The 14,246-nt window shown below is 53.1% G+C and carries 10 protein-coding genes; 9 read left to right on the top strand and 1 reads right to left on the bottom strand.

The window, feature by feature from the left end; translation table 11 throughout:
• The first annotated feature begins 147 nt into the window (after nucleotides 1-147).
• The 9 genes from FD744_RS11570 to FD744_RS11610 all read left to right on the top strand — a co-directional run bounded on the left by FD744_RS11570 (nucleotide 148) and on the right by FD744_RS11610 (nucleotide 13,616).
• The gene (locus tag FD744_RS11570; protein WP_370529976.1) at nucleotides 148-1,509 is read left to right on the top strand and encodes a TolC family outer membrane protein; all 1,362 of its coding nucleotides are present in this window, start codon (nucleotides 148-150) and stop codon (nucleotides 1,507-1,509) included.
• Nucleotides 1,506-3,689, top strand: a complete 2,184-nt coding sequence (locus tag FD744_RS11575) for a type I secretion system permease/ATPase (protein ID WP_160868272.1) — start codon at nucleotides 1,506-1,508, stop codon at nucleotides 3,687-3,689. Before FD744_RS11570 ends, FD744_RS11575 begins: the two co-directional genes overlap by 4 nt.
• A complete protein-coding gene (locus tag FD744_RS11580) occupies nucleotides 3,689-4,912 on the top strand; it encodes an HlyD family type I secretion periplasmic adaptor subunit (protein ID WP_373424391.1) in 1,224 nt (407 codons plus the stop codon). The genes FD744_RS11575 and FD744_RS11580 overlap by 1 nt, the downstream gene beginning before the upstream one ends.
• 724 nt (nucleotides 4,913-5,636) lie before the next feature.
• Complete coding sequence (locus FD744_RS11585) at nucleotides 5,637-6,620, top strand: SIS domain-containing protein (RefSeq protein WP_160868274.1); 984 nt, start codon at nucleotides 5,637-5,639, stop codon at nucleotides 6,618-6,620.
• A gap of 89 nt (nucleotides 6,621-6,709) precedes the next feature.
• Complete coding sequence (locus tag FD744_RS11590; protein WP_160868275.1) at nucleotides 6,710-7,858, top strand: capsule biosynthesis protein; 1,149 nt, start codon at nucleotides 6,710-6,712, stop codon at nucleotides 7,856-7,858.
• An 11-nt stretch (nucleotides 7,859-7,869) separates the two neighbouring features.
• Nucleotides 7,870-9,546, top strand: a complete 1,677-nt coding sequence (locus FD744_RS11595; RefSeq protein ID WP_160868276.1) for a polysaccharide biosynthesis/export family protein — start codon at nucleotides 7,870-7,872, stop codon at nucleotides 9,544-9,546.
• Between the two features lie 9 nt (nucleotides 9,547-9,555).
• A complete protein-coding gene (kdsB, locus tag FD744_RS11600; protein WP_160868277.1) occupies nucleotides 9,556-10,296 on the top strand; it encodes a 3-deoxy-manno-octulosonate cytidylyltransferase in 741 nt (246 codons plus the stop codon).
• A complete protein-coding gene (locus FD744_RS11605) occupies nucleotides 10,293-12,320 on the top strand; it encodes a capsular polysaccharide biosynthesis protein (protein ID WP_160868278.1) in 2,028 nt (675 codons plus the stop codon). Before kdsB ends, FD744_RS11605 begins: the two co-directional genes overlap by 4 nt.
• A 45-nt stretch (nucleotides 12,321-12,365) precedes the next feature.
• Entirely contained in the window at nucleotides 12,366-13,616 is a 1,251-nt protein-coding gene (locus tag FD744_RS11610) for a capsule biosynthesis protein (protein ID WP_160868279.1), read from the top strand.
• A gap of 10 nt (nucleotides 13,617-13,626) precedes the next feature.
• On the opposite strand, the gene FD744_RS11615 is transcribed toward FD744_RS11610, so the two are convergent.
• A complete protein-coding gene (locus FD744_RS11615) occupies nucleotides 13,627-14,223 on the bottom strand; it encodes an acyltransferase (protein ID WP_160868280.1) in 597 nt (198 codons plus the stop codon).
• Between the last annotated feature and the right edge of the window lie 23 nt (nucleotides 14,224-14,246).

A 14,246-nucleotide genomic window follows, 5' to 3' on the forward strand; every position in this document is an offset into this window, starting at 1 on the left:
GCAGTAAGGGCTCATGGATGAGCCCCTTTCCTTTTACTGACTGGTGGATTATCGATGGATTTGATGCAATCAGGCGCTCCAACTCGCCGTTACTCTAAGCTCAGCGTCTTCTGTGCGGGCATCGCTTTATTTCATTGTTCACAACTTATGGCTGCCAGTGATGCGCTCACCTCGGCCAGCCGAATCACCTCCGCAGGCCTGGCGCAACAGCAGCAGGATCTGCCGTCATTAACCGGTGAAGTGGCCGAACCCGCATTGGCCCACGTCCCCGATTCACTCACGATTAACCAGGCTGTACAGCGAGCCATTCAGTGGCATCCGGACATCGCACAAGCGGTCGGTAAAATGCTGGAACAGGCCAATCAGGTTGATGTGGCGAAAGCCAAATATTATCCGCAGATCAGTGGCGGGATGAACAACGGCTATAGCAATGCCTATACCGAGAAGGGGTTCAGCCCATCGTTTGTATTATCGGTTTCACAGATGCTGTATGACTTTGGCAAAGTTAGCAGCTCGGTGCGATCCGCTGAAGCTGGCGTGGCGATGGAACAAGCCAACGTGCTGGTGAGTATTGATACGGTGGCACATGACACGGCTTCCGCGCTGGTGGAAGTGCAGGGCTATCAGCAACTGGTGAAAATTGCCCAGCAGCAGCTCGATGCACTGAGCAAAATTGGCGATCTGGCCCGTCAGCGAAATGATGAAGGCGCGGCTTCGCTCTCCGATGCCACGCAAACTGATGCGCGTATTGAAGGGGCGCGCACCACGCTGATTCAGTATCAGGCCAACCTCGATCGCTGGCGTGCCACGTTGGCGACCTATCTCGGTTGGCCGCTGGTGAAGAAAGTGAATGAGGATTTTCCGGTGAACCTGACGCGCTCCTGCGCGGTGGGTAAAGCGGATGACAAACTCAACCCGGCAGTGCTGTCGGCATGGGCACAGGCCAATCAGGCACAGGCAAAACTGGATAATGCTAACGCGCAGAACCTGCCAACGATTTCGCTGGAACCCCAGGTGACGCACTACCTCAACAATCATTACTCCGGCAGTGAAACGCTCGATCGCACTCAGTATCAGGCCTTCGTCAAAGTGGAGATGCCGATCTATCAGGGAGGCGGGATCACTGCCGCGCGTGACGCCGCTGCCAACGCCTTGCAAGCGGCCAACGCGGCCGTCAACTCCGCGCGCCTGAAAGCACGGCAGCAACTCAGTGAATCGCAAAGTGCAGCCCTTAGCTTGTCGCAGAGTCTGGCGATTATGGGGCGGCAACAGACGCTGGGTGAGAAAACCCAGCAGCTCTATCAGGATCAGTATCTGCAACTCGGCACCCGTCCGCTGCTGGACGTGCTGAACGCCGAGCAGGAAGTATTCCAGACCCGTTTCACCCTGCAGCAAACCATCAGTCAATTACGATCGTTGCAACTCGACTGCTTATACAGCACCGGGCATATCCGATCGGCGTTCGCTTTGAATAATCAGCGGATCCAGAATGTGGAGATCCAGCCATGACCCAATTACAAATTCCCGATGCCCCGAATGGTGATACCAGCAGTGGTGCCGACGGTCACGTTCCGTTAAATGGATGGGCGACGGCGATCATTCAGATCGCCACCCATTATCGGTTGCCCTGTTCACCGGGCATGATCATGGCCGCCGCCGAGTGGCAGGGTAAACAGACGCGTGACAAAGCGTTGCGCCATTTAGCACGACAGGCGGGATTATCGCTCCAGCTGTACGAGGAGAATAAGTGGGAAATCACCAGCTGGCGTTTGCCGCTGGCGGTCGAGTTGGCAGACGGGCAGGTGGGTGTCATCACCAGCTTCGATGGTGAAGATGAAGTGCGTGTGCATTTCTCGGGAGATGAGCAACCTTCACCCGTTGCGCTGGAAACGCTACTGCCTGAAATTCGTTTTGCCGCTGCACTCCGTCCGGTGACCGCCGCCAAAGACAGCCGCGTCGATCGCTATCTGGCCACGGTAAAACCTGACTGGCTGCGCCGTTTGGTGCTACACGACCTGCGGCCTTACAGCCATGTGATGCTGGCGTCGTTCCTGATCAACCTGATGGCGATGGTTGGCATCATCTTCTCGATGCAGGTTTATGACCGGGTAATCCCGTCACAATCCTATCCGACGTTGTATGTGCTCTACATTGGGGTGATTATCTCGGTGGTGTTCACCTACATCCTGCGTGTCGGGCGCGATCACGTTACCGATCTGCTGGGGAAACGTGCGGATATGCGCGTCTCGGATCGCGTGTTTGGCCATGCGCTGCGGCTGCGTAACAGTGCGGTGCCGCGTTCCACCGGCACCTTTATTTCGCAGCTGCGCGAGCTGGAATCGATCCGTGAGATGGTGACCTCCACGACAGTTTCCGCCATCGTCGATATGCCGTTCTTCCTGCTGTTTATGCTGGTGATGGCGATCATCGCGCCGCAGCTGGCGTGGATCGCACCCATTTCGGTGCTCCTGATGGTGCTGCCTGGCATTCTCAGCCAGAAGAAGCTGGCAAAGCTGGCACAGCAAAACCTGAAAGAATCGACGCTGCGCAATGCGGTGTTGGTTGAGAGCGTGCAAGGGCTGGAAGATATCAAGCTGATGCAGGCGGAAGACCGCTTCCTGCAGCAGTGGAATAGCTACATTCGCATTACCGCGCAATCTGGTGTGGAGATGCGCAAAGTGATGCATTCGCTTATCAGCTGGGGTGTGACCGTTCAGGGGCTGGTGTATGCCAGCGTGATCGTGGTCGGTGCGCCGATGGTGATCAACGGTGATATCACCACCGGTGCGATTGTTGCGGCTTCGCTGCTCTCTTCGCGCATGATTGCCCCCATGGCGACGCTGTGTGGTGTGCTGGCACGCTGGCAACAGGTGAAAGCCGCCAAAGGCAGTCTCGATGCGTTGATGAACCTGCCGGTGGAGAACAGCAAAGACGAGACGCGTATCCACTGTCCGGTACTGTTCGGTCATTATCAGTTCAATGATGCGATGTTCCGCTACTACACCGATTCACTCACCGTTGCACTGCGCATCAAAAGCCTGACCATCAAACCGGGTGAGCGTATTGCCGTGCTGGGTCGTAACGGATCCGGTAAATCGACGCTGCTGCAGGCGATGATCGGCGGCATGGATCTGGTGGGCGGCGAACTTCGTTTGGATAACCTCAGCCTGCCGCATATTGATGTGTCGGATGTGCGCCGCAACGTGGGTTTAATGACGCAAAACGCACGCCTGTTCCACGGCACGCTGCGTGAAAACCTCACCATGGGCGCGGCCCACGCGACTGACGATGCCATCTTCGGTGCATTAACGGTCAGCGGCGGGGCGGATTTCATTCGTCGTTTGCCACTCGGTCTCGATCATCCGGTAATGGAAGGCGGGGTAGGCTTATCAGGCGGCCAGCGCCAGTCAGTACTATTGGCTCGCATGCTGTTGCGCGATCCCAACATTATCCTGCTGGATGAACCCACGGCGGCGCTGGATGATCATACCGAGAAGGAGTTCATCGAACGTCTGGGCGCGTGGCTGAATGGCCGCACGCTGATCGTGGCGACGCACCGTGCGGCGATCCTTGCGCTGGTGGATCGCGTGCTGGTGCTGAAAGATGGGCAACTGGTGATGGACAGCCCGAAAGAGAATGCGTTGCCGCCACCACGTGCCGGCGGTAACCCACCGGAGGTGCGTCCATGATGAAGCAACTTCCCGGCAAACTGCGACTGGTCACCGCGGCAGAAGTCGATTCCTCTGACGATCTGTTGGGGGAGCTGAAATCTGAGACCCACTACACCGGTGCGGTCAGGCTGATCACCATCAGCGCCGCGTTGATCCTGATATCGCTGGTGTGGGCCTGGTTTGGCGTACTGGATGAAGTCTCAACCGGCACTGGCAAAGTGATCCCGAGCTCACGTGATCAGGTGCTGCAATCCTTAGAAGGCGGCATCCTTACCGAGCTTTATGTGCACGAAGGCGATCGGGTGAAAGCGGGGCAGGTGGTGGCGCGTCTGGATGCCACACGTTCTCAATCCAGCGTCGGCGAGAGTGCGGCGCGCTATCGGGCGGCACTGGCGGCGGCATCGCGCCTGAGAGCCGAGGTCAACGACGATCCCCTCACGTTCCCCAATGAACTCAAAGCTTATCCCGATTTGATTGCCTCCGAGACGCGGTTGTACAAAACCAAACGCGCTCAGCTTACTGACTCAACCAGGCAGTTCAACGAGTCGCTGGCGTTGGCCAACAAGGAATTGGCGATCACGCAAAAGCTGGCCAAAACCGGCGCCGCCAGTAGCGTTGAAGTGCTGCGTTTGCAGCGCGATAAATCGGATCTGGAGCTGAAACTCACTGACATGCGCTCGCAATACTATGTGCAGGCGCGTGAGGAGCTGGCGAAAGCCAGTGCTGAAGCGGACAGCCTGGCTGAAGTGATCAAAGGGCGTGAAGATACGGTGACGCGCCTGACCATCCGTGCGCCGATGAACGGCATTGTGAAAAACATCAAAGTCTCCACGGTCGGCGGGGTGATTCCTCCCAACGGCGAACTGATGAATATCGTGCCACTCAACGACCGTTTGCTGATTGAAGCGCGCCTGTCACCGCGTGATATCGCCTTTATCCACCCCGGTCAACGCGCGGTGGTGAAGATCTCAGCTTATGACTACGCGATTTATGGTGGGATGAACGGTGTGGTGGAAAGCATTTCACCGGATACCATTCAGGATGAGGTGAAGCCAGAGATTTACTACTACCGCGTGTTCATTCGCACTGACAACGACTACGTGCAGAACAAGGCCGGTAAACGCTACTCGATCAGTCCGGGGATGGTTTCCACGGTAGATATCAAGACCGGCGAGAAGACCATCATGGATTATCTGGTGAAACCGTTTAACAAAGCCAAAGAGGCGATGCGCGAGCGCTAATCGCAAAATCTCGATGTTTAAGAGCCGCCGTTGAGGAGTCAACGGCGGCTTTTTTGTGTCTGTGGGTTGGGTGACTTAAAGGAAATTGATGTTTTGAGCGGTGGCAGACAGGTGCCTTTTTGTGAGGAGGTGACATTTTTTATCCAGTATCAGCGCTAACCTGTTCGCCAAATTTAATACTGACAGGATACAGCTAACCAAGGCTATTCTCAGGGAGTTTTCTCGGTTTTCTTTGACCTGAAGGGTTGCAATGGTAATTACTGGAAGCTTTTTGACATTTTTAGAAAATTTTAGTGCGAATTAGTGAGGCGTGTTGGTAATTTGACTTAAACCTTCGTTAACCAGATGAATTAAAGCGTTTTATGCCAGTAATACCTTTTCAGTGGTTAAGGATTGACCGTTAAAATGATAAGGGTTCAATAAGAATATGCTTAAAATTCTTGTGCCGCCTGTTGCTGTATGTTACATAGAGTGTCGAATTTCTATCCCTTGCTCACCTCAGATTTTGCTGTGAGCGTCGCAGTGAAAAATAATAAAAAGAGCTTACCTCACTACCCGTTAAGCGGATGCTTATGCGCACGCCTTAACTTGTCACGCAGCGAGATAAACCGCCTGGGTTTCAGGTGGGATAGAACAGAAACGTTAACAAAATTAGCCGTTATGCATCCACGAGTTTGGGAGCGTGGCGAGAGCATTTGCTAAAACCACATGCAAAGGAACTGACATGAAGCAGGTTGTTTTTCAGGAGCAGCAAAGCGGATTCATTGAGCCGCTGTTAATCGACTCAGTGCGTAAAACTCTGGCCGAACAAGGTGCCGCGCTGAGCAACCTTTCGCAGCAACTTGATAGCCAGCAATATCAAAATGCGCTGCACCTGATCATGAACTGCAAAGGCCACGTGATTCTGTCCGGTATGGGTAAGTCAGGCCATGTGGGCCGCAAGATGTCCGCCACGTTAGCCTCTACCGGAACACCCAGCTTCTTTATTCATCCTGCCGAAGCCTTCCATGGCGACCTCGGGATGATAACTCCGTATGACCTGTTGATTTTGATCTCCGCCAGTGGCGAAACCGATGAAATCCTCAAGTTAGTGCCCTCGCTGAAAAACTTCGGCAACCGCATTGTGGCGATTACCAATAACGGTGACTCCACTCTGGCTAAGAACGCTGATGCGGTGCTGGAACTCAACATGGAAAGCGAAAGCTGCCCCAATAATCTCGCGCCGACGACCTCCACCACCCTGACTATGGCAATAGGCGATGCGTTGGCGGTGGCGATGATTCACCAACGTAAATTCATGCCTGATGACTTTGCCCGTTACCACCCAGGCGGTTCGCTGGGGCGTCGTTTACTGACGCGCGTAGTGGATGTGATGCAGCGTGATGTGCCGACAGTAAATATCGACGCACCTTTCAAAACGGTCATTCAGAAAATCACCAGTGGCTGTCAGGGCATGGTGGTGGTCGAGGACGCAGCGGGAAATCTGGCAGGCATTATCACTGACGGTGACCTGCGCCGCTTTATGGAAAAAGAGGATGCGCTGGCATCTGCCACGGCTGAACAGATGATGACGCGTCAGCCGCTGACTCTGCCAGAAGAAACCATGATTTTTGAAGCAGAGGAAAAGATGCAAAAGCATCGCGTTTCTGCGCTTTTAGTTACTAATAAACTCAATAAGATCACCGGATTGGTACGAATTTTCGACTAGCCGGACATGAATGGGTGTGTCGCGCGGTGAGCCGCAAGTCGTACCTCAACACGTGCCTGAGCACCCCAATAAAATTTGATGATAGTTCCATGTTGATGAAAGTGAAGTCCGCCGCATCCACGATGCGTTCGCGTTTTCCTGCCATTTCACTGGCGGAAATCCAGAAGCACCAGGCGAAAATTATCATTCTGCTGCCGATGGCGCTGCTACTGATCTATCTCGTGATCTTCAGCCAGCCGCGCTATATGAGCGAATCCAAAGTCGCGATAAAACGTTCGGACGATCTCAGCAGCAGTAGTCTTAATTTTGGCTTGTTGCTGGGTGCCTCTAATCCCAGTTCCGCCGAAGATGCGCTCTACCTCAAGGAGTACATCAATTCACCGGACATGCTCCGGGTGCTGGATAAGCAACTCGACTTCCATGAAGCCTTTAGCCATAGCGGGTTGGATTTCCTCAACCATCTGGCGAAGGAAGAGACCGCCGAGCGCTTCCTGCAGTATTACCGTGACCGCATCAGCATCGCTTACGACGACAAAACCGGCCTGCTGGATATCCAGACGCAAGGCTTCAGCCCAGAATTTGCGCTGAAGTTTAATCAGGCCGTGTTGAAAGAATCCGAGCGCTTTATCAACGAACTGTCGCACCGCATCGCGCGCGATCAGCTTTCGTTTGCTGAAGCGGAGATGGAGAAAGCACGCGTTCGACTGGATGCCAGCAAAAGTGAATTGCTCGCTTACCAGAACAGCAACAACGTGCTGGACCCGGAAGCGCAGGCTCTTGCCGCCAGCACCCTGGTCAATACCCTGATGGGTCAAAAGATCCAGATGGAAGCCGATCTGCGTAACCTGCTGACCTATCTGCGTGATGACGCGCCGCAGGTGGTGAGTGCGCAAAACGCGATCTCCTCCTTACAAGCGCAGATTGACGCTGAAAAAAGCAAAATCACCGCGCCTCAGGGCCACAAGCTGAACCGTATGGCGGTGGATTTTGAAGAGATTAAATCGAAGGTGGCGTTTGATACTGAGCTGTACAAGCTGGCACTGACTTCGATTGAGAAAACCCGCGTGGAAGCGGCGCGCAAGCTGAAAGTCTTGTCGGTGATTAGCTCACCGCAGCAGCCGCAGGAATCCACATTCCCCAATACCCCTTATTTGATCGCCTGCTGGTTGCTGGTGTGCTGCTTACTGTTCGGCACCCTGAAACTGCTGTTAGCCGTTATTGAAGATCACCGGGATTAATTGAGTTCGTCATGAAATTATTGAAGTCACTGTTACTGCTTGCCGTGTGGCAAGCCACCTCCGCCAGTGCGGCCGTCGATATTAATGCCGACCCGAATCTGACCGGTGCGGCACCGTTGCCTTCGTTCCTCACCGGTCAGCAGAGTCAGGTGCAGAGCAGCGATGGGTTTGATAACACCCCGCGCCCGCTAGCACCGGCGATGATGAGCCGCATGTTTGGCGCACAGCTGTTTAACGTCACCAGCGCCGATAGCGGCGCAACCGTCGGCTTCAACCCCGGCTATGTGCTTAATCCCGGCGACAGCATTCAGGTACGCTTGTGGGGCGCGTTCACTTTTGATGGCGCGTTACAGGTTGATCCGAAGGGCAATATCTTCCTTCCGAATGTGGGACCGGTTCAGGTCGCAGGTGTCAGCAACAGCCAGCTGAATGCGCTGATCACCACCAAGGTCAAACAGGTTTATCAGGCTAACGTCAGTGTGTACGCCTCGCTGCTGCAGGCGCAGCCGGTGAAGGTTTACGTGACCGGTTTTGTGCGCAGCCCTGGACTATATGGCGGTGTGACCTCTGATTCCCTGCTCAACTACCTGATTAAAGCGGGCGGCGTCGATCCCGATCGCGGCAGCTATGTCGATATCGTGGTGAAGCGTGGCAACCGCGTGCGTTCCAGCATCAACCTGTATGACTTCTTGCTCAACGGCAAGCTGGGTCTGTCACAGTTTGCCGATGGTGACACCATCGTGGTGGGGCCGCGTCAGCACACCTTTAGCGTGCAGGGCGATGTGTTCAACAGCTATGACTTTGAATTCCGCGACAGCAGCATTCCGGTGACGGAAGCGCTGAGCTGGGCGCGTGCTAAGCCAGGCGCCACTAACATCACTATTATCCGCCAGCAGGGCTTGCAGAAACGTAGCGAGTATTACCCGATCAGCTCTGCGCCGGGCCGCATGTTGCAAGATGGCGATACGCTGATTGTCAGCACCGATCGCTATGCCGGCACCATTCAGGTTCGCGTCGAAGGTGCGCACTCTGGCGAACACGCGATGGTGCTGCCATACGGTTCAAGCATGCGTGCGGTGTTAGCGAAGATTCGCACCAACAGCATGTCTGAAATGAGTGCTATCCAGCTTTACCGTCCTTCTGTGGCGCAGCGTCAGAAAGAGATGCTGGATCTGTCCCTGCAGAAACTGGAAGAAGCCTCGCTCTCTGCCCAATCCTCCACCAAAGAAGAAGCCAGCCTGCGCATGCAGGAAGCTCAGCTGATCAGCCGCTTCGTCAACAAAGCGCGCAACGTGGTGCCGAAGGGTGAAGTGATCCTCAACGAGAAGAACCTCGATTCGATTCTGCTGGAAGATGGCGACGTGATTAACATCCCGCAGAAAACCTCGCTGGTTATGGTGCATGGCGAAGTGCTGTTCCCGAACGCAGTGAGCTGGGAAAAAGGCATGAGCCCGAAAGATTACATCGAGAAATGTGGTGGTCTGACGCAGAAATCGGGTAACGCCAAGATTGTGGTGATTCGTCAGAACGGTGCAGCCGAGAACGGTGAAGATGTTGACACGCTGAACCCAGGCGACGAGCTGATGGTGCTGCCGAAGTACGAATCGAAGAACATCGAAGTCACACGCGGTATCTCCACCATCCTCTACCAGCTGGCGGTGGGTGCGAAAGTGATTCTGTCGATCTAAGGAATGGATATGAACAAAGCAGTGATTGTGATCCCCGCTCGTTTTGGCTCCTCGCGTCTGCCGGGCAAACCCTTGCTGGATATCGTCGGCAAGCCGATGATCCAGCACGTCTATGAGCGTGCGCTGCAAGTGGCGGGCGTGGACGAAGTGTGGGTAGCGACCGATGATGAACGTGTGATGCAGGCCGTCGCCGATTTTGGCGGTAAGGCGATCATGACGCGCGATGACCATGAATCGGGCACTGACCGTCTGGTAGAAGTGATGCAGAATGTTGACGCGGATATCTATATCAATCTGCAGGGCGATGAACCAATGATTCGTCCGCAGGATGTGGCGCATCTGGTACAGGGCATGCGTGATGACGCAGCCTTGCCAGTGGCAACCTTATGCCACCCGATCTCTGCAGAAGAAGCGCTGGAAGCCAGCACAGTAAAAGTGGTGGTGAATACGCGCCGCGATGCACTCTACTTTAGCCGTTCACCGATTCCCTATCCGCGTAATGCCGATAAAGCCCGTTATCTAAAACATGTCGGGATTTACGCCTATCGCCGTGATGTGCTGCAAAACTACAGCCAACTACCAGAAGCCATGCCGGAACAGGCGGAGTCACTGGAGCAGCTGCGTTTAATGAATGCGGGCATCGCGATTCGCGCTTTTGAAGTCGCGGCAACCGGGCCGGGCGTTGATACGCCAGCCTGCCTCGACAAAGTTCGTAAGCTGATGGCACAGGAGCTTGCGGAAACCGCATGATTGGCATCTTCTCTTCCGGTATCTGGCGCATTCCGCAGCTGGAAAATTTTTTGGCACAACCGTGTCAGAAACTTTCTGCACTGCGCCCGATCCCGCAGGAGATAGATACGGTAGCTGTATGGGGACATCGCCCCAGCGCCGCCAAACCGGTTGCGCTGGCTCAGGCTGCCGGTAAACCCGTTCTCCGTCTGGAAGACGGTTTTATCCGCTCACTGGATCTCGGCGTAAACGGTGCACCGCCTCTCTCCATCGTAATGGACGATTGCGGTATCTATTACGATGCCAACCAGCCAAGTGCGCTGGAAAAACTGATTCAGGATAAAGCCGGTAATGAGGTTTTAGCTGAACAGGCGCGTGAAGCGATGCAAACCATCGTGACCGAGGATCTGTCGAAATATAATCAGGCTCCGGCTTTTGTCGCAGGTGATGCCCTCAATCCTGAGCTGGTGTTGGTGGTCGATCAGACCTTCAACGATATGTCCGTCACCTATGGCAATGCAGGTGCCGATGATTTCACGGCGATGCTGGACGCCGCGATTAAAGAAAACCCGCAGGCTATCATCTGGGTCAAAGTGCATCCTGATGTGCTGCAAGGCAAGAAAGCAGGCTATTACGCCAATCTCCAGTCAACGCACCGCGTGCACCTGATGGCTGACAACGTGAGTCCGCAGTCTCTGTTACGCCACGTTTCACGTGTTTATGTGATGACCTCGCAGTACGGTTTTGAAGCTCTGATCGCGGGCAAACCGGTGACCTGTTTTGGTCAACCGTGGTACGCCGGTTGGGGATTGACTGACGATCGTCATCCGAAAGCTCAAGAGCTGGCAATGCGCCGTGGTAACGCATCATTGGTGGAACTGTTTGCCGCCGCATATCTGCGTTACTGCCGTTATATCGATCCGCATACTGGCGTGGCCAGCGACTTATTTACTGTGCTGCATTGGATGCAGTTACAACGTCGGCATCAGCAGCAGCGTAACGGGCATTTATGGGCGCCGGGCTTAACGCTGTGGAAATCCACCATCCTCAAACCTTTCTTACGCACCACTGCGAATAAATTGAGTTTCTCACGCCGCTGTTCAGCAGCGACGGCGTGCATTGTCTGGGGTGTGAAAGGGGAGCAACGCTGGCAGGAAGAAGCCAACAGGCGTTTGCTGCCGATGTGGCGGATGGAAGATGGCTTCTTGCGGTCATCTGGCCTGGGTTCCGATTTGTTGCCACCACTTTCACTGGTGCTGGATAAGCGCGGCATCTATTACGATGCAACTCGCCCAAGCGACCTGGAAGTCTTGCTGAACCACAGCCAACTCACGCTGGCTCAACAGCTACGTGCAGAAAAGCTTCAACAGCGCCTGGTGGAGAGCAAGCTGAGTAAGTACAACCTTGGCGCGGATTTTACGTTGCCCGCTGTCGCGCAGGGTAAAACAGTGATTCTGGTGCCGGGACAGGTTGAAGATGATGCTTCGATTCTTACAGGCACAGTTTCCATCAATACCAATCTCGGCCTGCTGCGCACTGTGCGTGAGCGCAATCCTGATGCCTTCGTGATCTACAAGCCACATCCTGATGTGCTGGTGGGTAATCGCAAAGGCGACATTCCTGCCGAACAGGTCGAACAGTTCGCTGACTACCAGGCGCTGGACGCCGACATCATTCAATGCATCCAGATTGCGGACGAATTGCATACGCTCACGTCGCTTTCGGGTTTTGAAGCGCTGCTGCACGGCAAGAAAGTATTTTGTTATGGCCTGCCATTTTATGCAGGTTGGGGACTCACCACGGATGAGCACAGCTGCCGTCGTCGTAGTCGCCGTTTGCTGCTATCAGACCTGATCTATCAGGCATTTATTGTTTATCCGAGTTACATCCATCCTCTGCGCCTTGAGCCGATTGCGGCGGAAGAAGCGGCTGAATACCTCATTCATACGCCACGCAGACAGATGTTTATTACAAAAAAGAAAGCGGGACGGATTATCCGTCATTACCGCAAGTTACTGATGTTTATTAAGGTCAGGTTCGGCTGAAGATAGCCGGTTACGGACAATAATGAATAACCATGAAGGTTGAATATGCACAGTAATGCATTGACCATTTTGCTGTCTGGGAAAAAATACCTGCTGCTTCAGGGACCGATGGGACCGTTTTTCAATGATGTGGCGGTTTGGCTGGAATCATTGGGACGTGAAGCGGTGAATGTCGTATTCAACGGTGGCGATCGGTTTTACTGTCGCCAGCGTGAATATCTGACGTTTGAACAGACGCCGAAGGAATTTCCAGGCTGGCTGCGCGACACTTATGCCAGCTACGACTTCGATACGATTCTGTGCTTTGGCGATTGCCGGCCATTGCATCAGGCTGCAGGGCGTTGGGCGAAATCCAAGGGTATTCGCTTCCTCGCTTTTGAAGAGGGGTATCTGCGTCCGCACTTCATTACGGTGGAAGAGGGCGGGGTGAATGCACACTCCTCACTGCCGCGCGACCCTGATTTCTATCGTCAACTGCCAGAGATTCCTGCTGCGCAGGTGGAGCACCTGAAACCTTCTGCGATGAAGCGCATTGGCCATGCGACCTGGTATTATCTGGTCGGCTGGCGCTACCGTCATGAGTTCCATAAATATCGCCATCACAAATCCTTCTCACCCTGGTATGAAGCGCAATGCTGGATTCGTGCTTACTGGCGCAAACAGCTCTACGGCGTAATGCAGCGTAAGGTATTACCGCGTTTGCAGTCAGAACTGGATCAGCGATATTACCTGGCAATCTTGCAGGTGTACAACGACAGCCAGATCCGCAACCACAGCCGCTATGACGATGTACGTGATTATATTAATGACGTGATGTATTCCTTCGCGCGCAAAGCACCGAAAGATAGCCATTTAGTGATCAAACACCATCCGATGGATCGCGGTCATCGTTTATATGGGCCGCTGATTAAGCGCTTAGGGAAAGAGTTTGGTGTGAGTGACCGTGTAATCTATGTGCACGATTTGCCGATGCCGGAATTACTGACACATGCTAAGGCGGTGGTCACGATTAACAGTACGGCAGGGATCTCAGCACTGATTCACAATAAGCCACTGAAGGTGATGGGCAATGCCCTCTACGACATTAAGGGGCTGACGTATCAAGGACATTTGCACCAGTTTTGGCAGGCTGGGTTTAAGCCGGATATGAAGTTGTTTAAGCAGTTTAGGGGGTATTTATTAGAAACCTCTCAAGTTAATGCCGTTTATTATCACAAAGGGAATGTGAAAGTTAATGCCTATATTAATTTCGATTCCATCGATATCAAAAAGAAATTAATTGCAGATGATGTATAAGAGCTTTTAATTATCTCTCCCATCTAATGTTTCTCTTTACTACTTTTGCTGGCGTTCCAGCAATAATGGTATTATCTTCTGTGAATGCTTTGTTTACAAATGAGGATGCTCCTATTACGCATCCATTAGGGATTGTAGCGCCTTTAGATATTATTACTCTTGCGGCAACCCATACATTATTCCCAATGATTATTTCCCGAGCAGGGTTAACCCTTTCATTGGTTGTTAGGTCATATATTTTATGCACATCTGTAGACCTTATTTCAATCTCGCGAGAGAACATGCAGTTTTCACCAATTGTCACATTTTCATCTCGACTAAGAATGTAAACACCTTGCGTCGTTGTATTGTTTCCAATTATAACTCTTCTATTTGAACCAACAACAAGAATATGACCAGTAAACTTGACGTTATCACCAATTATTAGACTGTTATTGTTTCCTTTGAAAACAATCTTAAGATTATTACAATAAAAGTTAGCGCCAATATTGATAGTGTTTCCCGAAGAGTTCCTCCAAAAGTTGAATTGATTTTCACCAACTGCGTTAACTTCTTGAGCCGAAATTGTGTTCTCACCTTCGTTACCGGTTATTTTAATGTTTTTCATAATGTCTCGTTGGTAATTTAATT

The sequence above is a fragment of the Pantoea sp. Taur genome (genome assembly GCF_009830025.1).
Taxonomy (GTDB): domain Bacteria; phylum Pseudomonadota; class Gammaproteobacteria; order Enterobacterales; family Enterobacteriaceae; genus Pantoea; species Pantoea communis.